General features: G+C 62.5%; 30 protein-coding genes. 28 read left to right on the forward strand and 2 right to left on the reverse strand.

Annotated elements, in window-relative coordinates; genetic code table 11:
• Position 1 precedes the first annotated feature (1 nt).
• From rplB to dsbD, 27 genes are all read left to right on the forward strand, one after another.
• Positions 2-829 carry a 50S ribosomal protein L2 gene (gene rplB / locus BG90_RS08975; protein WP_010106968.1) on the forward strand — a complete coding sequence of 276 codons (828 nt, stop codon included), beginning with the start codon at positions 2-4 and terminating at the stop codon, positions 827-829.
• A gap of 10 nt (positions 830-839) precedes the next feature.
• Positions 840-1,115 carry a 30S ribosomal protein S19 gene (rpsS, locus tag BG90_RS08980; RefSeq protein WP_004199273.1) on the forward strand — a complete coding sequence of 92 codons (276 nt, stop codon included), beginning with the start codon at positions 840-842 and terminating at the stop codon, positions 1,113-1,115.
• Between the two features lie 12 nt (positions 1,116-1,127).
• Positions 1,128-1,457, forward strand: a complete 330-nt coding sequence (gene rplV / locus BG90_RS08985) for a 50S ribosomal protein L22 (protein WP_004199272.1) — start codon at positions 1,128-1,130, stop codon at positions 1,455-1,457.
• Positions 1,458-1,468: 11 nt separating this feature from the next.
• A complete protein-coding gene (gene rpsC / locus BG90_RS08990; RefSeq protein ID WP_010106966.1) occupies positions 1,469-2,269 on the forward strand; it encodes a 30S ribosomal protein S3 in 801 nt (266 codons plus the stop codon).
• A gap of 2 nt (positions 2,270-2,271) precedes the next feature.
• Positions 2,272-2,688, forward strand: a complete 417-nt coding sequence (gene rplP / locus BG90_RS08995; RefSeq protein ID WP_004199857.1) for a 50S ribosomal protein L16 — start codon at positions 2,272-2,274, stop codon at positions 2,686-2,688.
• A gap of 9 nt (positions 2,689-2,697) precedes the next feature.
• Positions 2,698-2,892, forward strand: coding sequence for a 50S ribosomal protein L29 (gene rpmC, locus BG90_RS09000; RefSeq protein ID WP_004199856.1), 195 nt, complete (start codon positions 2,698-2,700; stop codon positions 2,890-2,892).
• Entirely contained in the window at positions 2,889-3,161 is a 273-nt protein-coding gene (rpsQ, locus tag BG90_RS09005; RefSeq protein WP_009888377.1) for a 30S ribosomal protein S17, read from the forward strand. The genes rpmC and rpsQ overlap by 4 nt, the downstream gene beginning before the upstream one ends.
• A 310-nt stretch (positions 3,162-3,471) precedes the next feature.
• A complete protein-coding gene (gene rplN, locus BG90_RS09010) occupies positions 3,472-3,840 on the forward strand; it encodes a 50S ribosomal protein L14 (protein WP_004197951.1) in 369 nt (122 codons plus the stop codon).
• Between the two features lie 9 nt (positions 3,841-3,849).
• On the forward strand, positions 3,850-4,158 hold the full coding sequence (rplX, locus tag BG90_RS09015; protein ID WP_010106963.1) for a 50S ribosomal protein L24: 309 nt from the start codon (positions 3,850-3,852) through the stop codon (positions 4,156-4,158).
• A 17-nt stretch (positions 4,159-4,175) separates the two neighbouring features.
• A complete protein-coding gene (gene rplE, locus BG90_RS09020; protein ID WP_004202757.1) occupies positions 4,176-4,715 on the forward strand; it encodes a 50S ribosomal protein L5 in 540 nt (179 codons plus the stop codon).
• Positions 4,716-4,722: 7 nt separating this feature from the next.
• On the forward strand, positions 4,723-5,028 hold the full coding sequence (rpsN, locus tag BG90_RS09025; RefSeq protein WP_010106961.1) for a 30S ribosomal protein S14: 306 nt from the start codon (positions 4,723-4,725) through the stop codon (positions 5,026-5,028).
• Positions 5,029-5,042: 14 nt separating this feature from the next.
• Positions 5,043-5,438 carry a 30S ribosomal protein S8 gene (gene rpsH, locus BG90_RS09030; RefSeq protein WP_004185153.1) on the forward strand — a complete coding sequence of 132 codons (396 nt, stop codon included), beginning with the start codon at positions 5,043-5,045 and terminating at the stop codon, positions 5,436-5,438.
• 20 nt (positions 5,439-5,458) lie between these two features.
• The gene (rplF, locus tag BG90_RS09035) at positions 5,459-5,989 is read left to right on the forward strand and encodes a 50S ribosomal protein L6 (RefSeq protein WP_010106957.1); all 531 of its coding nucleotides are present in this window, start codon (positions 5,459-5,461) and stop codon (positions 5,987-5,989) included.
• Between the two features lie 12 nt (positions 5,990-6,001).
• Positions 6,002-6,367: a 50S ribosomal protein L18 gene (rplR, locus tag BG90_RS09040; RefSeq protein ID WP_010106956.1), complete on the forward strand. Its 366-nt coding sequence runs from the start codon at positions 6,002-6,004 to the stop codon at positions 6,365-6,367.
• Positions 6,368-6,381: 14 nt separating this feature from the next.
• On the forward strand, positions 6,382-6,900 hold the full coding sequence (gene rpsE, locus BG90_RS09045; RefSeq protein ID WP_010106955.1) for a 30S ribosomal protein S5: 519 nt from the start codon (positions 6,382-6,384) through the stop codon (positions 6,898-6,900).
• A 15-nt stretch (positions 6,901-6,915) separates the two neighbouring features.
• A complete protein-coding gene (gene rpmD, locus BG90_RS09050) occupies positions 6,916-7,098 on the forward strand; it encodes a 50S ribosomal protein L30 (RefSeq protein WP_010106952.1) in 183 nt (60 codons plus the stop codon).
• Positions 7,099-7,126: 28 nt separating this feature from the next.
• Entirely contained in the window at positions 7,127-7,561 is a 435-nt protein-coding gene (gene rplO / locus BG90_RS09055; RefSeq protein ID WP_010106951.1) for a 50S ribosomal protein L15, read from the forward strand.
• 44 nt (positions 7,562-7,605) lie between these two features.
• Complete coding sequence (gene secY, locus BG90_RS09060; RefSeq protein ID WP_006029294.1) at positions 7,606-8,952, forward strand: preprotein translocase subunit SecY; 1,347 nt, start codon at positions 7,606-7,608, stop codon at positions 8,950-8,952.
• A 9-nt stretch (positions 8,953-8,961) separates the two neighbouring features.
• A complete protein-coding gene (infA, locus tag BG90_RS09065; RefSeq protein WP_004521905.1) occupies positions 8,962-9,180 on the forward strand; it encodes a translation initiation factor IF-1 in 219 nt (72 codons plus the stop codon).
• 20 nt (positions 9,181-9,200) lie between these two features.
• On the forward strand, positions 9,201-9,317 hold the full coding sequence (gene rpmJ / locus BG90_RS31025; RefSeq protein ID WP_004199844.1) for a 50S ribosomal protein L36: 117 nt from the start codon (positions 9,201-9,203) through the stop codon (positions 9,315-9,317).
• Positions 9,318-9,355: 38 nt separating this feature from the next.
• A complete protein-coding gene (gene rpsM / locus BG90_RS09070; protein ID WP_010106948.1) occupies positions 9,356-9,721 on the forward strand; it encodes a 30S ribosomal protein S13 in 366 nt (121 codons plus the stop codon).
• A gap of 28 nt (positions 9,722-9,749) precedes the next feature.
• Complete coding sequence (gene rpsK / locus BG90_RS09075; RefSeq protein ID WP_010106947.1) at positions 9,750-10,151, forward strand: 30S ribosomal protein S11; 402 nt, start codon at positions 9,750-9,752, stop codon at positions 10,149-10,151.
• Between the two features lie 151 nt (positions 10,152-10,302).
• Positions 10,303-10,926, forward strand: coding sequence for a 30S ribosomal protein S4 (rpsD, locus tag BG90_RS09080; RefSeq protein WP_010106946.1), 624 nt, complete (start codon positions 10,303-10,305; stop codon positions 10,924-10,926).
• A gap of 127 nt (positions 10,927-11,053) precedes the next feature.
• Positions 11,054-12,031 carry a DNA-directed RNA polymerase subunit alpha gene (locus tag BG90_RS09085; protein WP_009888441.1) on the forward strand — a complete coding sequence of 326 codons (978 nt, stop codon included), beginning with the start codon at positions 11,054-11,056 and terminating at the stop codon, positions 12,029-12,031.
• A 141-nt stretch (positions 12,032-12,172) separates the two neighbouring features.
• Positions 12,173-12,568 (forward strand): 50S ribosomal protein L17, encoded by a 396-nt coding sequence (gene rplQ, locus BG90_RS09090; protein ID WP_006400638.1) that lies wholly within the window; start codon positions 12,173-12,175, stop codon positions 12,566-12,568.
• A gap of 159 nt (positions 12,569-12,727) precedes the next feature.
• Positions 12,728-13,054, forward strand: a complete 327-nt coding sequence (gene cutA / locus BG90_RS09095) for a divalent-cation tolerance protein CutA (RefSeq protein WP_010106945.1) — start codon at positions 12,728-12,730, stop codon at positions 13,052-13,054.
• Positions 13,047-14,933, forward strand: a complete 1,887-nt coding sequence (gene dsbD, locus BG90_RS09100; RefSeq protein ID WP_010117312.1) for a protein-disulfide reductase DsbD — start codon at positions 13,047-13,049, stop codon at positions 14,931-14,933. The genes cutA and dsbD overlap by 8 nt, the downstream gene beginning before the upstream one ends.
• Positions 14,934-15,095: 162 nt before the next feature.
• On the opposite strand, the gene hemB is transcribed toward dsbD, so the two are convergent.
• Together hemB and yihA are read right to left on the reverse strand one after the other, a co-directional pair.
• Positions 15,096-16,094 carry a porphobilinogen synthase gene (gene hemB / locus BG90_RS09105; RefSeq protein WP_010117310.1) on the reverse strand — a complete coding sequence of 333 codons (999 nt, stop codon included), beginning with the start codon at positions 16,092-16,094 and terminating at the stop codon, positions 15,096-15,098.
• 259 nt (positions 16,095-16,353) lie between these two features.
• The gene (yihA, locus tag BG90_RS09110; RefSeq protein WP_010117309.1) at positions 16,354-17,013 is read right to left on the reverse strand and encodes a ribosome biogenesis GTP-binding protein YihA/YsxC; all 660 of its coding nucleotides are present in this window, start codon (positions 17,011-17,013) and stop codon (positions 16,354-16,356) included.
• Between the two features lie 216 nt (positions 17,014-17,229).
• On the opposite strand from yihA, the gene BG90_RS09115 reads away from it, so the two are divergent.
• Complete coding sequence (locus tag BG90_RS09115) at positions 17,230-17,877, forward strand: c-type cytochrome (RefSeq protein ID WP_025990031.1); 648 nt, start codon at positions 17,230-17,232, stop codon at positions 17,875-17,877.
• The last annotated feature ends 13 nt before the right edge of the window (positions 17,878-17,890 follow it).

The raw sequence follows: 17,890 nt of genomic DNA on the forward strand, positions 1-17,890 counted from the left end.
CATGGCAATCGTGAAAGTTAAGCCGACTTCGCCGGGTCGCCGCGCGATGGTCAAGGTGGTCAACAAGGACCTGCACAAGGGCAAGCCGCACGCAGCGCTGCTCGACACGCAGAGCTCCAAGGCTGGCCGCAACAACAACGGCCGTATCACGACGCGTCACCAGGGTGGCGGTCACAAGCAGCACTACCGCGTGATTGATTTCCGTCGCACGAAGGACGGCATTCCGGCGAAGGTCGAGCGTCTCGAATACGACCCGAACCGCAGCGCAAACATCGCGCTGGTGCTGTACGCCGACGGCGAGCGCCGCTACATCATCGCGCCGAAGGGCGTGACGGTGGGCCAGCAGCTGATGTCGGGCGCGGAAGCGCCGATCCGCGCGGGCAACACGCTGCCGATCCGCAACATTCCGGTCGGTACGACGATCCACTGCATCGAAATGCTGCCGGGCAAGGGTGCGCAGATGGCGCGTTCGGCCGGTACTTCGGCGATGCTGCTCGCGCGCGAAGGCGTGTATGCGCAGGTTCGTCTGCGTTCGGGCGAAATCCGCCGCGTGCATATCGAGTGCCGTGCGACGATCGGTGAAGTCGGTAACGAAGAGCACAGCCTCCGCCAGATCGGCAAGGCCGGTGCGAACCGCTGGCGCGGTATCCGCCCGACGGTGCGTGGCGTTGCAATGAACCCGATCGACCACCCGCACGGTGGTGGTGAGGGCCGGACCGCCGCAGGCCGCGACCCGGTGAGCCCGTGGGGCACGCCGACGAAGGGCTTCCGCACGCGTCGCAACAAGCGCACGACGACGATGATCGTCCAGCGCCGTCACAAGCGTTAAGGAGTAGGCAATGGCACGTTCTGTTAAAAAAGGTCCGTTCTGCGACGCCCATTTGCTGAAGAAAGTTGAGGCGGCTGCAGCTTCGCGCGACAAGAAGCCGATCAAGACCTGGTCGCGTCGTTCGACGATCCTTCCGGACTTCATCGGCCTGACGATCGCCGTGCACAACGGCCGTCAACACGTTCCGGTGTACATCTCGGAAAACATGGTCGGCCACAAGCTTGGCGAGTTCGCACTGACCCGTACGTTCAAGGGTCACGCGGCCGACAAGAAGGCCAAGAAATAAGGGGCTATCAAGATGGAAGTGAAAGCAATTCATCGCGGTGCCCGCATCTCGGCGCAGAAGACGCGCCTTGTGGCTGACCAGATCCGCGGTTTGCCGGTCGACAAGGCGCTGAACGTTCTGACGTTCTCGCCGAAGAAGGCGGCTGGCATCGTGAAGAAGGTCGTGCTGTCGGCGATCGCGAATGCGGAGCACAACGAAGGCGCCGATATCGACGAGCTCAAGATCAAGAGCATCTACGTCGACAAGGCTGCATCGCTCAAGCGCTTCACCGCGCGCGCCAAGGGCCGCGGCAACCGCATTGAGAAGCAATCCTGTCACATCACTGTGACGGTCGGGAATTAAGGGGTCATACGATGGGACAGAAAATTCATCCGACTGGCTTCCGTTTGGCCGTCAGCCGCAATTGGGCTTCGCGCTGGTACGCGAACAACAACAATTTCGCGGCGATGTTGCAGGAAGACATCGGTGTTCGTGAATACCTGAAGAAGAAGCTGAAGAACGCTTCGGTCGGGCGCGTCGTCATCGAGCGTCCGGCGAAGAACGCGCGCATCACGATTTTCAGCTCGCGTCCGGGTGTCGTCATCGGTAAGAAGGGCGAGGATATCGAACTGCTGAAGACGGAACTGCAACGCCGCATGGGCGTTCCGGTCCACGTCAACATCGAAGAAATCCGCAAGCCGGAAACCGATGCGCAGCTGATCGCCGATTCGATCACGCAACAGCTCGAGCGCCGGATCATGTTCCGCCGCGCGATGAAGCGTGCGATGCAGAACGCGATGCGTCTTGGCGCCCAGGGCATCAAGATCATGAGCGCCGGTCGTCTGAACGGCATCGAAATCGCCCGTACCGAGTGGTATCGCGAAGGCCGCGTGCCGCTGCACACGCTGCGCGCCGACATCGACTACGCGACGTCGGAAGCGAAGACGACGTACGGCGTCATCGGCGTCAAGGTGTGGGTGTACAAGGGCGATACGCTCGGCCGCAACGATGCGCCGGTGGTGGAAGAAGTAGCCGAAGACAAGCGTCCGCGTCGCAACGCGCGTCCGGGCGACCGTCGCCCGCGCCGTGACGGCGAAGGCGGTGCTCCGGGTGCTCGCCGTGGCGCACCGCGCCGTGGCGCCGGCAAGCCGGAAGACGGCAAGACTGGAGAATAACGATGCTGCAACCGAAACGCAGGAAGTATCGCAAAGAGCAGAAGGGGCGTAACACCGGTATCGCCACGCGCGGCAACGCCGTGTCGTTCGGTGAGTTCGGCCTGAAGGCTGTCGGTCGCGGCCGTTTGACCGCACGTCAGATCGAGGCGGCGCGTCGTGCAATGACGCGTCACATCAAGCGTGGCGGCCGCATCTGGATTCGCATCTTCCCGGACAAGCCGATTTCGCAGAAGCCGGCCGAAGTGCGGATGGGTAACGGTAAGGGTAACCCTGAGTACTACGTCGCCGAGATTCAGCCGGGCAAGATGCTGTATGAAATGGATGGCGTATCCGAAGAACTGGCGCGTGAGGCGTTCCGTCTGGCCGCAGCGAAGCTGCCGCTGAAGACGACGTTCATCGTGCGTCAGCTCGGCGCCTAAGGAGAAAACATGAAGGCTTCCGAACTTCTCCAGAAAGATCAGGCCGCGCTCAACAAGGAGCTGTCGGACCTGTTGAAGGCGCAATTCGGCCTGCGCATGCAACTCGCGACCCAGCAGCTCACGAACACGAGCCAGCTGAAGAAGGTTCGTCGCGACATCGCACGTGTGCGGACCGTCCTGACTCAGAAGGCGAACCAGAAATGAACGATAGCGTGAAAACCTCGCTGAAGCGGACGCTCGTCGGTAAGGTCGTCAGCAACAAGATGGACAAGACCGTCACCGTGCTGGTCGAGCACCGCGTCAAGCACCCGATCTACGGCAAGTATGTCGTGCGCTCGAAGAAGTACCACGCGCACGATGAAGCGAACACGTACAACGAAGGCGATCTCGTCGAAATCCAGGAAACCCGTCCTGTTTCGAAGACGAAGGCCTGGACGGTTTCGCGTCTCGTCGAGGCGGCCCGCGTGATCTGAGCGGGACAAGGCAGTAAAAAGTGCTTCAGCAGTAGAAGTGCTTGAAATCGCAAAGTTTTTGCTTGCGTGACCGGGATTGTTTGTTATAATCCCGGTCTTCCCTCTTTATGGGAGCCCCGTCGCGGGCGAAGTGACTGGTGGGGGAAGCGGACTGGCGTCAGGCCTGCTCCGAAGGATTCACCGATTTGCGATGGCGGGTTTCGTTTGCCGTCGCTGCTGTTCCAACCCAAGCAGCCGATTGGCTGACGGGACCAAGACTGACCGTATGCGCCATGGTGGCGTATCCGGATTAAGTTGGGAAAGACAAACCATGATCCAGACCGAATCTCGGCTTGAAGTGGCCGACAACACGGGTGCGCGTGAAGTCATGTGCATCAAGGTGCTCGGCGGCTCGAAGCGTCGTTATGCCAGCATTGGCGACATCATCAAGGTGAGCGTCAAAGAGGCAACGCCGCGCGGGCGCGTGAAGAAAGGCGAAATCTACAACGCCGTGGTGGTCCGCACCGCCAAGGGCGTTCGTCGTCAAGACGGCTCGCTGATCAAGTTCGACGGCAACGCCGCTGTGCTTTTGAATAACAAGCTCGAGCCGATCGGCACCCGTATCTTCGGGCCGGTCACGCGTGAGCTGCGTAGCGAACGATTCATGAAGATCGTTTCGCTGGCGCCGGAAGTGCTGTAAGGAGTCGCGATGAACAAGATTCGCAAGGGTGACGAAGTGATCGTCGTCACCGGCAAGGACAAGGGCAAGCGCGGTGTCGTGCTGGCCGTGGGCGCCGAGCATGTGACGGTCGAAGGTATCAACCTCGTCAAGAAGCATGTGAAGCCGAACCCGATGAAGGGTACGACGGGCGGCGTGGAAGCGAAGACGATGCCGCTGCATATTTCGAACGTCGCGCTGGTCGACGCGAACGGCAAGGCTTCGCGTGTTGGCATCAAGGTCGAGGATGGCAAGAAGGTTCGCTTCCTGAAGACGACCGGTGCCGTCCTGAGCGCCTGACGCTGCGGAGTAGAGAAATGGCACGTTTTCAAGAGTTTTACAAAGAGAAGGTTGTTCCCGGCCTGATCGAGAAGTTCGGCTACAAGTCGGTCATGGAAGTGCCGCGCATCACCAAGATCACCCTGAACATGGGTCTTGGCGAAGCGGTCGCCGACAAGAAGATCATCGAGAACGCCGTTGGCGATCTGACGAAGATCGCGGGTCAAAAGCCGGTCGTGACGAAGGCTCGCAAGGCAATCGCGGGCTTCAAGATCCGCCAGGGCTACCCGATCGGCGCGATGGTCACGCTGCGTGGCCGCGCAATGTATGAATTCCTCGATCGTTTCGTGACGGTTGCCCTGCCCCGCGTGCGCGACTTTCGCGGCGTGTCGGGTCGTGCTTTCGATGGCCGCGGCAACTACAACATCGGTGTGAAAGAGCAGATCATTTTCCCCGAAATCGATTACGACAAGATCGACGCGCTGCGTGGGCTGAACATCAGCATCACGACGACCGCGAAGACCGACGACGAAGCGAAGGCTCTGCTCGCCAGCTTCAAGTTCCCGTTCAGAAACTGAGGTTACCGTGGCTAAACTGGCACTGATCGAACGTGAAAAGAAGCGCGCTCGCCTTGCGCAAAAGTACGCTCCGAAGCGTGCTGAACTGAAGGCGATCATCGACGACGCGAGCAAGTCCGAAGAAGAGCGTTACGCCGCTCGTCTGGAACTGCAGCAACTGCCCCGCAACGCAAACCCGACCCGCAAGCGTAACCGCTGCGCGATCACGGGCCGTCCGCGTGGCACGTTCCGCAAGTTCGGCCTCGCGCGCAACAAGATTCGTGAAATCGCATTCCGTGGCGAGATTCCTGGCCTGACCAAGGCGAGCTGGTAATAGGAGAAACATAAATGAGCATGAGTGATCCTATCGCCGATATGCTGACTCGCATCCGCAACGCGCAGATGGTCGAGAAGGTTTCGGTGTCGATGCCCTCGTCGAAGGTCAAGGTTGCGATCGCGCAGGTCCTGAAGGACGAAGGCTATATCGACGATTTCGCCGTGAAGGCGGACGGCGCGAAGGCCGAACTGAACATCGCGCTGAAGTACTACGCAGGCCGTCCGGTCATCGAGCGCCTTGAGCGCGTGTCGAAGCCGGGTCTGCGCGTGTATCGCGGCCGTAACGAGATTCCGCAGGTCATGAACGGCCTCGGTGTGGCAATCGTGTCGACGCCGAAGGGCGTGATGACCGACCGCAAGGCGCGCGCTACGGGCGTCGGCGGCGAAGTCATCTGCTACGTCGCTTAAAGCCGAAGGGAGAGAGGAACATGTCTCGAGTAGGTAAGAGCCCGATCGCGCTGCAAGGCGCGGAAGTCAAGCTGGCCGACGGCTCCATCACCGTCAAGGGGCCGCTGGGCACGATCACGCAAGCGGTCAATCCGCTCGTGAGCGTGGCGAACAACGACGGCACGCTGAACCTGTCGCCGGTTGACGACAGCCGCGAAGCAAATGCACTGTCGGGCACGATGCGCGCGATCATCGCGAACATGGTGCACGGCGTGACCAAGGGTTTCGAGCGCAAGTTGACGCTGGTTGGCGTCGGTTATCGTGCGCAAGCGCAAGGCGACAAGCTGAACCTGTCGCTGGGTTTCTCGCACCCGGTGGTGCACCAGATGCCGGAAGGCATCAAGGCTGAAACCCCGACGCAAACCGAAATCGTGATCAAGGGGATCAACAAGCAACAAGTCGGTCAAGTGGCTGCGGAAGTCCGCGGTTACCGTCCGCCGGAGCCTTACAAGGGCAAGGGCGTGCGCTATTCCGACGAGGTTGTGATCCTCAAAGAAACGAAGAAGAAGTAAGGGTGCGCAATCATGGATAAGACTCAATCTCGCCTGCGCCGCGCTCGCCAGACGCGTATCAAGATCGCTGAGTTGCAGGTCGCGCGTCTCGCCGTGCATCGCACGAACACGCACATCTACGCGCAAGTGTTCTCGCCCTGCGGCACCAAGGTGCTCGCCAGCGCGTCGACGCTCGAAGCGGAAGTGCGTGCTCAGCTTGCCGACAAGTCGGGCAAGGGTGGCAACGTTAATGCTGCGACGCTGATCGGCAAGCGTATTGCTGAGAAGGCCAAGGCCGCCGGCATCGAATCCGTCGCCTTCGACCGCTCGGGCTTCCGCTACCACGGCCGCGTGAAGGCGCTGGCTGAGGCAGCTCGTGAAGCTGGGCTCAAGTTCTAAGGAAGGAATTCGTCATGGCAAAGATGCAAGCGAAAGTTCAGGCTGACGAGCGCGACGACGGCCTTCGCGAAAAAATGATTTCGGTCAATCGCGTGACCAAGGTCGTGAAGGGTGGCCGGATTCTCGGCTTCGCCGCGCTGACCGTGGTCGGCGACGGTGACGGCCGCATCGGTATGGGCAAGGGCAAGGCGAAGGAAGTGCCGGTCGCTGTCCAGAAGGCAATGGAACAGGCTCGCCGCAACATGTTCAAGGTGCCGCTCAAGAACGGCACGCTGCAACACGAAGTGCACGGTAAGCACGGCGCGTCGGCAGTCCTCCTCGCCCCGGCGAAGGGTGGCACGGGCGTGATCGCCGGCGGCCCGATGCGCGCGGTGTTCGACGTGATGGGCGTGCAGAACGTCGTTGCGAAGAGCCACGGTTCGACGAATCCGTACAACCTCGTTCGTGCGACGCTGGACGGTCTGCGCAAGCAGTCGACTCCGGCCGACATCGCGGCGAAGCGCGGCAAGTCCGTCGAAGATATTTTGGGCTAAGCCCAGGTGGTCACCATGTCTGAAAAAACTGTCAAGGTTCAGCTCGTGAAGAGCCTGATCGGGACCCGCGAAACGCATCGCGCCACCGTGCGCGGTCTGGGTCTGCGCCGTCTCAACTCGGTCAGCGAGCTGCAGGATACGCCGGCGGTGCGCGGGATGATCAACAAGGTCTCGTACCTTGTGAAGGTCATCGGCTAAGCGGCCGACTACGGATCAAGGAGTTGATATGGAATTGAATAACCTGAAGCCGGCCGAAGGCGCGAAGCACGCCAAGCGTCGCGTCGGTCGCGGCATCGGTTCTGGCCTCGGCAAGACGGCCGGCCGTGGCCACAAGGGTCAGAAATCGCGTTCGGGCGGCTTCCACAAGGTCGGCTTCGAAGGCGGTCAGATGCCGCTGCAGCGTCGTCTGCCGAAGCGCGGCTTCACGTCGCTGACGAAGGAATTCGTCGGTGAAGTGCGCCTCTCCGACCTCGAGAAGCTGCCGGTCGACGAAATCGATCTGCTCGCTCTGAAGCAAGCCGGCCTCGTCGGCGAACTGACGAAGAGCGCGAAGATCATCGCGACGGGCGAGCTGAAGCGCAAGATCGTCGTTAAGGGTCTGGGTGCGACGAAGGGTGCGCGCGCCGCGATCGAAGCGGCCGGCGGTTCGTTTGCCGAGTGACACGCAACGCGTGCCGTCACTAGCATTTGCATCGGAGAAGATACTTGGCTAACAGTCCGAGTCTCGCAAAACCCGGTCGAAGCACGGCGAAGTTCGGCGATCTGCGCCGGCGTGCAATGTTCTTGCTGCTGGCGCTGATCGTCTACCGCATCGGCGCGCACATTCCGGTGCCGGGCATCGACCCGGATCAACTGGCGAAGCTGTTCCAGAGCCAGGCGGGCGGCATCCTGGGCATGTTCAACATGTTCTCGGGTGGCGCGCTGTCGCGCTTCACGATCTTTGCGCTGGGGATCATGCCGTACATTTCGGCGTCGATCATCATGCAGCTGATGGCGATCGTGTCGCCGCAGCTCGAGGCGCTGAAGAAGGAAGGGCAGGCCGGACAGCGGAAGATCACGCAGTACACGCGGTACTTCACCGTGGTGCTCGCGACGTTCCAGGCTTTCGGCATCGCCGCCGCGCTGGAGAACCAGCCGGGGCTCGTGACCGATCCGGGCGCGGTGTTCCGTCTGACGACGGTCGTCACGCTGGTGACGGGCACGATGTTCCTGATGTGGCTCGGCGAGCAGATCACCGAGCGCGGTCTCGGCAACGGTATCTCGATCATCATCTTCGGCGGGATCGCAGCAGGGTTCCCGAATGCCGTCGGTGGGCTGTTCGAGCTGGTGCGCACGGGTTCGATGAGCATCATTTCGGCGATCATCATCGTCGTTCTGATTGCCGCGGTGACTTACCTGGTCGTGTTCATCGAACGCGGTCAGCGCAAGATCCTCGTGAACTACGCGAAGCGCCAGGTCGGCAACAAGATCTACGGCGGGCAGTCGTCGCACCTGCCGCTGAAGCTGAACATGTCGGGCGTGATCCCGCCGATCTTCGCGTCGTCGATCATCCTGTTCCCGGCGACGATCCTGAGCTGGTTCAGCTCGGGCGAGCGCAAGGGCTGGCTGTCCGATACGCTGCACAACGTCGCGGAAGCGCTGAAGCCGGGCCAGCCGGTGTACGTGCTGTTGTATACGCTGGCAATCGTGTTTTTCTGCTTTTTCTACACCGCGCTGGTGTTCAACAGCAGGGAAACCGCGGACAACCTGAAGAAGAGCGGCGCGTTCGTGCCGGGCATCCGTCCGGGTGACCAGACCGCGCGGTACATCGACCGGATCCTCACGCGTCTCACGCTGGCCGGTGCGGTCTACATCGTCTTCGTGTGTCTGCTGCCGGAATTCCTGGTACTGCGCTGGAACGTGCCGTTTTATTTTGGTGGAACGTCGCTGCTGATCATTGTCGTCGTCACGATGGACTTCATGGCGCAGGTGCAGTCGTACGTTATGTCGCAACAGTATGAGTCGCTGCTCAAGAAGGCCAACTTCAAGGGCGGCAACATCCCAATGCGTTAAAAAGGACCTATGGCCAAGGACGATGTAATCCAGATGCAGGGTGAGGTGATCGAAAACCTTCCGAATGCGACCTTCCGGGTGAAGCTGGAAAACGGCCATGTCGTATTGGGGCATATCTCCGGAAAGATGCGGATGCACTACATCCGTATCCTTCCCGGCGACAAGGTGACGGTTGAGTTGACGCCTTACGATCTGTCTCGTGCACGGATCGTGTTCCGGGCGAAGTGATTTAGAAAAAGGGTAATATCATGAAAGTGATGGCATCGGTTAAGCGCATTTGCCGCAATTGCAAGATCATCAAGCGCAAAGGCGTGGTTCGCGTGATCTGCAGCTCGGATCCGCGTCACAAGCAACGTCAAGGCTGACTGCGCGTTTGTTTGCGCTTTTTGTTTGAGGAACAACAATGGCTCGTATCGCAGGGGTTAACATCCCGAACCACCAGCATACCGAAATCGGTCTGACGGCGATTTTTGGTATCGGCCGCACGCGCGCGCGCAGCATTTGCGCGGCTTCTGGTGTGGCTTTCTCGAAGAAGGTCAAGGACCTGACCGACGCAGACCTCGAAAAGCTGCGTGAAGAAGTGGGCAAGTTTGTCGTCGAAGGCGATCTGCGCCGTGAAGTGACGATGAATATCAAGCGCCTGATGGATCTCGGCTGCTATCGCGGCGTGCGTCATCGCAAGGGCCTGCCCCTGCGTGGCCAGCGTACGCGTACGAACGCCCGTACTCGCAAGGGTCCGCGTCGCGCAGCGCAAGCGCTGAAGAAATAAGCGGAACTGACAGTTACAGGAAAACGTAATGGCTAAGGCTTCGAACTCCGCGGCGCAACGCGTTCGCAAAAAGGTCAAGAAGAACGTCGCTGAAGGCGTGGTTCACGTTCACGCGTCGTTCAACAACACGATCATCACGATCACCGATCGCCAGGGCAATGCGCTGGCGTGGGCGACGTCGGGCGGCCAGGGCTTCAAGGGCTCGCGCAAGTCGACGCCGTTCGCTGCACAGGTGGCTGCCGAGTCGGCCGGCCGGGTGGCGATGGAATATGGCGTGAAGAATCTGGAAGTGCGGATCAAGGGCCCCGGCCCGGGCCGCGAGTCGGCAGTGCGCGCACTGCACGGCCTCGGCATCAAGATCACCGCAATTTCGGATGTGACGCCGATTCCGCACAACGGCTGCCGTCCGCCGAAGCGTCGCCGCATCTAACGATGCGTTGGCGCCTTGCCTGTCGCCGCTATGCGTCGACGGGCTGCGCTTTTTTATTGCGCATTTGATTGATTAAGCCCACCGTTCGCCCCAAAGGGCGCGAACTAGCGCGGATTCAGGTCCGCGTGACAGATAGATAGAGGAATGCAAAGTGGCACGTTATATCGGCCCTAAAGCCAAGCTGTCCCGCCGTGAAGGCACTGATCTGTTCCTGAAGAGCGCGCGCCGCTCGCTCGCCGACAAGTGCAAGCTCGACAGCAAGCCGGGTCAGCACGGCCGCACCTCGGGTGCGCGCACGTCGGACTACGGCACGCAGCTCCGCGAAAAGCAGAAGGTCAAGCGCATCTACGGCGTGCTGGAGCGTCAGTTCCGCCGCTACTTCGCTGAAGCCGACCGCCGCAAGGGCAACACGGGTGAAAACCTGCTGCAACTGCTCGAGTCGCGTCTCGACAACGTCGTGTACCGCATGGGCTTCGGCTCGACCCGCGCTGAAGCGCGTCAGCTCGTGAGCCACAAGGCCATCACGCTGAACGGCGTCGTCGCGAATGTCCCGTCGCAGCAAGTCAAGGCTGGCGACGTGATCTCGATCCGCGAAAAGGCGAAGAAGCAGGCGCGTATCGTCGAAGCGCTGTCGCTGGCCGAGCAAGGCGGCCTGGCGAGCTGGGTTGCGGTCGATGCGAAGAAATTCGAAGGCACGTTCAAGCAAGTGCCGGAGCGCGCCGACATCGCGGGCGACATCAACGAAAGCCTGATCGTCGAATTGTATTCGCGTTAATCCGATTGATGGCCGAGGAATCCTGCTCATTGCGTCTCGCAAGGCAGGGCCTCGGCTGTTCATTTTCAGGTTGTTACCGGTCAGCCTTATCGGTGTAACGAGCCGAGGGTATTGAAAAGGAAAACCTATGCAAACCAGTTTGTTGAAACCCAAGATCATCGCCGTGGAATCGCTTGGCGAGAACCACGCGAAAGTGGTGATGGAGCCGTTCGAACGCGGTTACGGCCACACCTTGGGCAATGCGCTTCGCCGCGTGCTCCTGTCGTCGATGGTCGGCTATGCGCCGACCGAAGTGACGATCGCCGGTGTCGTGCACGAGTATTCGACGCTTGATGGTGTGCAAGAGGACGTCGTCAACCTGCTGCTGAACCTGAAGGGCGTGGTGTTCAAGCTGCATAACCGCGACGAAGTCACGGTGACGCTGCGCAAGGAAGGCGAAGGCGTCGTGACGGCCGGCGATATCGAACTGGCCCACGACTGCGAAGTCATCAACCCGAATCACGTGATCGCGCATCTGTCGAAGGGCGGCAAGCTCGACGTGCAGATCAAGGTCGAGAAGGGCCGCGGCTACGTGCCGGGCAACGTGCGCCGCTACGGCGACGAAACGGCGAAGATCATCGGCCGCATCGTCCTCGACGCGTCGTTCTCGCCGGTTCGCCGTGTGAGCTATGCAGTCGAGAGCGCGCGCGTCGAACAGCGCACCGACCTCGACAAGCTCGTGATGAACATCGAAACGAGCGGCGTCATCACGCCGGAAGAAGCGATCCGCCAATCGGCGCGCATCCTCGTCGACCAGCTGTCCGTGTTCGCGGCGCTGGAAGGCACGGAAACGGCCGCGGAAGCGCCGTCGCGCGCGCCGCAGATCGACCCGATCCTGCTGCGTCCGGTCGATGATCTCGAGCTGACCGTCCGTTCGGCGAACTGCCTGAAGGCCGAGAACATCTACTACATCGGCGACCTGATCCAGCGCACGGAAAACGAGCTGCTGAAGACGCCGAACCTCGGCCGCAAGTCGCTCAACGAGATCAAGGAAGTGCTCGCTTCGCGCGGTCTCACGCTGGGCATGAAGCTCGAGAACTGGCCGCCGGCTGGCCTCGACAAGTAATCCCGGTTATCGCTGTAACTGGTCAAGATGCGGATTTTCTTTTAAAATCCGCATCTTGCTTTTTTCCCGTACCGGCCCGTGCGCCTGATTTTCTCGCGCGATAGAAGAGCTGGATCAAAACTTTGAATCAAGGAAACTGAAATGCGTCACCGTCATGGTCTGCGGAAACTGAACCGCACGAGCAGCCACCGTCTGGCTATGCTCCGCAACATGTCCAACTCGCTGATCGAGCACGAAGTCATCAAGACGACGCTGCCGAAGGCGAAGGAACTCCGTAAAGTCGTCGAGCCGCTGATCACGCTCGGCAAGAAGCCGTCGCTCGCGAACCGCCGCCTGGCGTTCAACCGCCTGCGCGATCGCGATTCCGTCGCGAAGCTGTTCGACGTCCTCGGCCCGCGCTTCGCGAATCGTCCGGGTGGCTACCTGCGCATCCTGAAGTTTGGTTTCCGCGTCGGCGACAACGCACCGATGGCGCTCGTCGAACTGCTCGACCGTCCGGAAGTCGACGAGACCGAAAACGTCCAGGAAGCCGAATAAGCGTCTTCCGATACGTAGCACGAAGGGCCAAGCGATGCTTGGCCCTTTTTGTTTCCGTTGATCGATTCCGTGCGTCGGATTGACGCGGCGCGCATCGTCCACGCGCTTTCCCGACGTGCGATACGATATGACGTTTCAACGCAGATGACGGAGGCGCGAATGGTGATCGTGATGATGTTGACGACCGTGCCCGACGCCGCCGTCGCCCGCGCGCTCGCCGACGGCGCGCTGTCGGCCCGGCTCGCCGCGTGCGTGTCCGAGCTCGGCGCGATCCGTTCGAGCTACCATTGGCAGGGCAAGGTCGAGACGGCCACCGAGATTCAGCTACTGTTCAAGACGAGCGCCGTGCGGGCGCTGGAGCTCGAGCGGTATATCCAGTCGCACCATCCGTACGACGTCCCGGAGATCGTCTCGTGGCAGGCGACGGCGTCCGCCGCCTACGGTCAGTGGGTCGCCACCGAAACTCAGCGTTCATTTCATGTTTAACCGTAATCCGCTTCACGCGAAGTCCCGCCTCCGCTTCCTGCTCGCCGTCGTCGCAATGCTCGGCGTGCTGCTCGGCGCGTCGTTCGCGGCGCGCGCCGCAGACGACTTTCTCGATCCCGCGGTCGCGTTCAAATTCAGCGCGAGCGAGGCGCCGGGGCAGGTCGACATCCATTTCAAGATCGCCGACGGCTATTACATGTATCGCGAGCGGTTCGCGTTCGCCGTGAAAAGCGGCTCGGCGACGCTCGGCGACGCGCAACTGCCGGCCGGGCACGTGAAGTTCGATCCGACGTTCCAGAAGAACGTCGAAACCTACCGCGGCGACCTGACGATCCATCTGCCGGTCAAGCAGGCGTCGGGACCGTTCGAGCTCGCGGTGACGTCGCAAGGCTGCGCGGACGAAGGGATCTGTTATCCGCCCGCCGAGCATGTCGCGCGGATCGACGGCGCGGCGCTCGGCGCCGCCGGAGCGACGCCGGTGGCCGCCGCCGGTGCCGGCGCCGATCCGTCAGCGGCCGATGGCGGCAGCTGGTACGAGCGCGTGACGAGCGCCGACTACGCGCGCTCGCTGCTCGAAGGCCACGGGTTCCTGACGATCATCGCGCTCTATTTCGTGGCCGGCATGGTGCTGAGCCTGTTGCCGTGCTCGTACCCGATGATTCCGATCCTGTCGGCGATCATCGTCGGCGAAGGCGCGCACGCGACGCGCACGCGCGCCGTCGCGCTGTCGCTCACCTACGTGATCGGCATGGCGCTCGTCTATACGGCGCTCGGCGTCGCGGCCGCGCTGGTCGGGCAGAGCCTCGGCGCGTGGCTGCAGAATCCGTGGGTGCTCGGCGCGTTCGCGCTGCTCCTCACCGTGTTCGCGCTGCTGTTGATCGGCGGAATCGACATCGCGCTGCCGCAGCGTTGGCAGAGCGGCGCCGCGCAGACTTCCGGGCCGCGCAAGGGTGGGCGCTTTGCCGCCGTCGCAACGATGGGCGCACTGTCGGCGCTCGTTGTCGGCGCGTGTATGACCGCGCCGCTTTTCGCGGTACTCGCGTTCATCGCGCATACCGGCAACGCGTTTCTCGGCGGCGCGGCGCTCTTTTCGATGGGTATCGGCCTCGGCGTTCCGCTCCTCGTCATCGGGCTCGGCGCGGGTACGTTGCTGCCGCGCGCCGGCGCCTGGATGGACGGCGTGAAGGTGTTCTTCGGCGTCGTGCTGCTCGCTGCCGCACTGTGGATCGTCTGGCCGGTGCTGAACGCCGTGTCGCAGCTCGGCCTGGGCGCGTTGTGGCTGCTGATCGCCGCCGCTGCGCTCGGGCTCTTCACACCGCATTCGGGCTCGTCGTCAATCTGGCGCCGCCTCGGGCGCGGGCTCGGCGCCGCGCTCGCGATCTGGGCCGCGACGCTCCTCGTCGGCTTGGCGGCGGGCTCGACCGATCCGCTGCGCCCGCTCGCGGTGCTGGCGGCGCGAGCGGCGCCCAGCGGCGCGGGGGCGAATGCCGGCGGGGCCGCGCACGAAGGGCCGGCGTTCGCGCCGGTGCGTTCGGTCGCCGAGCTCGACGAGATCGTGAAGACGTCGACGCAGCCCGTGATGCTCGACTTCTATGCGGACTGGTGCGTGAGCTGCAAGGAGATGGAGCATCTGACGTTCTCCGACGCGCGCGTCGAGGTGCGGCTCGCGCAAATGCACCTCGTGCGCGCGGACGTCACGGCGAACACGCCGGACGATCAGGCGCTCTTGAAGCGTTTCGGGTTGTTCGGGCCGCCCGGCATCATCGTGTTCGATCGGAACGGGCAGGAGCACGGGCGCGTTGTCGGCTATCAGTCCGCGGATCGTTTCCTGCGCAGTCTCGATCGCATGTCGCTGCCGGCTGCGTGGTCGGCGTCGTGACGGATCGAAGCGGGCCGCGCGGTTGGGTTCGTGTCGCGCACATGGCCGTCGCCACGCTTTAATCAAGCGCAAATAAAAACGGCGAGGCTCGATGCCTCGCCGTTCTTGTTTTCACAACCGGCGCGCCCCTTTGTTCGCGGGATGCCGGCCTCGGCCGCGCGCTTACTTCTGCGCGCGCAGCAGCCGTGCCGCGTCGAGCGCGAAGTACGTGAGGACGCCGTCCGCACCTGCTCGCTTGAACGCGAGCAGCGATTCGAGCACGACCTTGTCGTGATCGAGCCAGCCGTTCTGCGAGGCGGCCTTCAGCATCGCGTACTCGCCGCTCACCTGGTAGACGTAGGTCGGGAAGCGGAATTCGTCCTTCACGCGGCGCACGATGTCGAGGTACGGCATGCCGGGCTTCACCATCACCATGTCCGCGCCTTCTTCGATGTCGAGACGCACTTCGCGCAGCGCCTCGTCACTGTTGGCCGGATCCATCTGGTAGGTCATCTTGTTGCTCTTGCCGAGATTCGACGCGGAGCCGACCGCGTCGCGGAACGGGCCGTAGAACGCGGACGCGTACTTCGCCGAGTACGCCATGATCCGCGTGTAGATGTGGCCGTCGCTCTCGAGCATCTCGCGCACCGCGCCGATGCGGCCGTCCATCATGTCCGACGGCGCGACGATGTCGACCCCCGCTTCCGCCTGCGCGCGCGCCTGCTCGACGAGGATCTCGAGCGTTTCGTCGTTGAGCACATAGCCGGACTCGTCGAGCACGCCGTCCTGGCCGTGGCTCGTGTACGGATCGAGCGCGACGTCGGTCAGCACGCCGAGCTCGGGGAAGCGGCGCTTCAGCTCGCGCACCGCGCGCGGAATCAGCCCTTCGGGGTTGGCCGCTTCGCGGCCGTCGGGCGTCTTCAGCGACGGCTCGATCGCCGGAAAGAGCGACAGGACCGGCACGCCGAGCTCGACGGACTGTTCGGCGACGCCCATCAGCAGATCGACCGACACGCGCTCGACGCCCGGCATCGATGGCACCGGCTGGCGCACGTTCGTGCCTTCGACGACGAACACGGGGTAGATCAGGTCGTTCGTGGTGAGGATGTTTTCGCGCATCAGGCGGCGCGAGAAATCGTCGCGGCGCATGCGGCGCGGACGGTACAGGGGATGGATGCTCATGGCGGAATGGCTGGAATCCGTGTTCGAAGGAAGCTTACAGTTCCCTTCGGTAAACTTTTGAGACAATGGTATATGATAGCGATCGAGCAGCGCGCTCTGCGCAATGCTCCCCGCTTCTCCTCCCTGAGCGGGTGCCTGTCGTTTTTCGATTAGGCTGTTTAACCCGCCGTTGAACGGCGGGTTTTTTTATGGGCCGCACGAATCGAATCACGACATCCGTCAGGCAGATGCGGGCTTCGCAAGGCACGCTGCACGATCGTCATTCTGCTACAGCACCGCGATCTTCGTCGGCGGCCGCGGGCCGCACCCAGCTCTCGATCAGCGCATGTGCGTCGTCGAGCCCCGTGCGCTTCAGCGCCGAGAAGAGCTGGACGGTCAGCTTGCCGGCGTAGCCGGCGTCCCGATACGCGTCGAGGCCCTTCTGCGTCGCGCGCAGCGCGTTGGTGCTCTCCTGCCGCGTCAATTTGTCGCACTTCGTCAGCAGCGTGTGAATCGGCTTGCCGGTCGGCGCGAACCACTCGATCATCCGGCGATCGAGTTCGGTGAGCGGCCGGCGCGAGTCCATCATCAGGATCATGCCGCGCAGTTGCGGGCGGGTCTGCAGATACGTCGACAGCAACTGCTCCCAGTGCGCCTTCGCGGCGCCCGGCACTTCCGCATAGCCGTAGCCCGGCAGGTCGACGAGGTTCGCGACGGGCTCCGCCGCCGGGCCGACCGAGAAATAGTTGATGTGCTGCGTGCGCCCGGGCGTCTTCGACGCGAAAGCGAGCCGCTTCTGATTGCAAAGCACGTTGATCGCCGTCGATTTGCCGGCATTCGAGCGGCCGGCGAACGCGATTTCGGGCTGCACGGTCGGCGGCAGGTCGCGCAGATGATTGACGGTCGTGAGGAAGCGGGCTTGATGGAGCAAGAAGGCCATGGGGCAGGAGGGAGACTGGCGGCGCGGGCCGCGCGGTGGAAGGCGGGGAGCCCCGAAGTAGCCCTGATGGGCACCGAGGCTTTCATCGGGGTATTGTACAATACGGCGCATTCGCCGCAGGCGGTGGAAGCTGATGAGCGCGCTTCTACGGTAGACTGGGCGCCGTCGTTTTTTGCAGAACCTCACAACTCCCACAAGACGAAACAAGGTGTGCGAATGAATCGACTGAGCAAGTCTTTGGTGGTGCTTCAGTTCGCAGTAGCAGGGCTCGTTGGTTTCATGGCGGAGGCAAAAGCGGCGGATGCGGCAAAGCCGGATCTCGACCGGGGCAAGGCGATCGCGGCGCAGGTGTGCGCGGCGTGCCATGGCGTCGACGGCAACAGCGTGACGGGCTCGTTCCCGAAGCTCGCCGGCCAGCACCCCGATTATCTGGTCAAGCAGTTGCACGATTTCAAGACGCAGCCGGGCGCGAAGGGGCCGGTGCGCGTCAATTCCGTGATGGTCGGATTCGCGAGCGCGCTGAACGATCAGGATGCGCGCAACGTCGCCGCCTATTACGGATCGCAGTCGGCCAAGCTCGGCGCCGCGCGCAACGCGGCCACGGTGCCGGTCGGGCAGAAGATCTATCGCGGCGGCATCGCCGAGAAGGGCGTGCCCGCCTGCGCGAGCTGCCACGGGCCGACGGGGCAGGGCATTCCGGTCCAGTATCCGCGGCTGTCGGGCCAGTGGGCGGACTACACGGCCGCGCAGTTGACCGCGTTCCAGCAGGGCACGCGCAACAACGAGGCGATGCATCAGATCGCGCTCCGGCTGACGGACAGCGAGGTCAAGGCCGTCGCCGATTACATCGCCGGCCTGCACTGAGCCGATTCCGGTT

This window comes from Burkholderia oklahomensis C6786 (assembly GCF_000959365.1).
GTDB lineage: Bacteria > Pseudomonadota > Gammaproteobacteria > Burkholderiales > Burkholderiaceae > Burkholderia > Burkholderia oklahomensis.

Coding starts and splice junctions, on each gene's coding strand:
- rplB (WP_010106968.1), top strand. CDS start 2: ATGGCAATCGTGAAAGTTAAGCCGACTTCGCCGGGTCGCCGCGCGATG.
- rpsS (WP_004199273.1), top strand. CDS start 840: ATGGCACGTTCTGTTAAAAAAGGTCCGTTCTGCGACGCCCATTTGCTG.
- rplV (WP_004199272.1), top strand. CDS start 1,128: ATGGAAGTGAAAGCAATTCATCGCGGTGCCCGCATCTCGGCGCAGAAG.
- rpsC (WP_010106966.1), top strand. CDS start 1,469: ATGGGACAGAAAATTCATCCGACTGGCTTCCGTTTGGCCGTCAGCCGC.
- rplP (WP_004199857.1), top strand. CDS start 2,272: ATGCTGCAACCGAAACGCAGGAAGTATCGCAAAGAGCAGAAGGGGCGT.
- rpmC (WP_004199856.1), top strand. CDS start 2,698: ATGAAGGCTTCCGAACTTCTCCAGAAAGATCAGGCCGCGCTCAACAAG.
- rpsQ (WP_009888377.1), top strand. CDS start 2,889: ATGAACGATAGCGTGAAAACCTCGCTGAAGCGGACGCTCGTCGGTAAG.
- rplN (WP_004197951.1), top strand. CDS start 3,472: ATGATCCAGACCGAATCTCGGCTTGAAGTGGCCGACAACACGGGTGCG.
- rplX (WP_010106963.1), top strand. CDS start 3,850: ATGAACAAGATTCGCAAGGGTGACGAAGTGATCGTCGTCACCGGCAAG.
- rplE (WP_004202757.1), top strand. CDS start 4,176: ATGGCACGTTTTCAAGAGTTTTACAAAGAGAAGGTTGTTCCCGGCCTG.
- rpsH (WP_004185153.1), top strand. CDS start 5,043: ATGAGCATGAGTGATCCTATCGCCGATATGCTGACTCGCATCCGCAAC.
- rplF (WP_010106957.1), top strand. CDS start 5,459: ATGTCTCGAGTAGGTAAGAGCCCGATCGCGCTGCAAGGCGCGGAAGTC.
- rplR (WP_010106956.1), top strand. CDS start 6,002: ATGGATAAGACTCAATCTCGCCTGCGCCGCGCTCGCCAGACGCGTATC.
- rpsE (WP_010106955.1), top strand. CDS start 6,382: ATGGCAAAGATGCAAGCGAAAGTTCAGGCTGACGAGCGCGACGACGGC.
- rpmD (WP_010106952.1), top strand. CDS start 6,916: ATGTCTGAAAAAACTGTCAAGGTTCAGCTCGTGAAGAGCCTGATCGGG.
- rplO (WP_010106951.1), top strand. CDS start 7,127: ATGGAATTGAATAACCTGAAGCCGGCCGAAGGCGCGAAGCACGCCAAG.
- infA (WP_004521905.1), top strand. CDS start 8,962: ATGGCCAAGGACGATGTAATCCAGATGCAGGGTGAGGTGATCGAAAAC.
- rpmJ (WP_004199844.1), top strand. CDS start 9,201: ATGAAAGTGATGGCATCGGTTAAGCGCATTTGCCGCAATTGCAAGATC.
- rpsM (WP_010106948.1), top strand. CDS start 9,356: ATGGCTCGTATCGCAGGGGTTAACATCCCGAACCACCAGCATACCGAA.
- rpsK (WP_010106947.1), top strand. CDS start 9,750: ATGGCTAAGGCTTCGAACTCCGCGGCGCAACGCGTTCGCAAAAAGGTC.
- BG90_RS09085 (WP_009888441.1), top strand. CDS start 11,054: ATGCAAACCAGTTTGTTGAAACCCAAGATCATCGCCGTGGAATCGCTT.
- rplQ (WP_006400638.1), top strand. CDS start 12,173: ATGCGTCACCGTCATGGTCTGCGGAAACTGAACCGCACGAGCAGCCAC.
- cutA (WP_010106945.1), top strand. CDS start 12,728: ATGGTGATCGTGATGATGTTGACGACCGTGCCCGACGCCGCCGTCGCC.
- dsbD (WP_010117312.1), top strand. CDS start 13,047: ATGTTTAACCGTAATCCGCTTCACGCGAAGTCCCGCCTCCGCTTCCTG.
- hemB (WP_010117310.1), bottom strand. CDS start 16,094: ATGAGCATCCATCCCCTGTACCGTCCGCGCCGCATGCGCCGCGACGAT.
- yihA (WP_010117309.1), bottom strand. CDS start 17,013: ATGGCCTTCTTGCTCCATCAAGCCCGCTTCCTCACGACCGTCAATCAT.
- BG90_RS09115 (WP_025990031.1), top strand. CDS start 17,230: ATGAATCGACTGAGCAAGTCTTTGGTGGTGCTTCAGTTCGCAGTAGCA.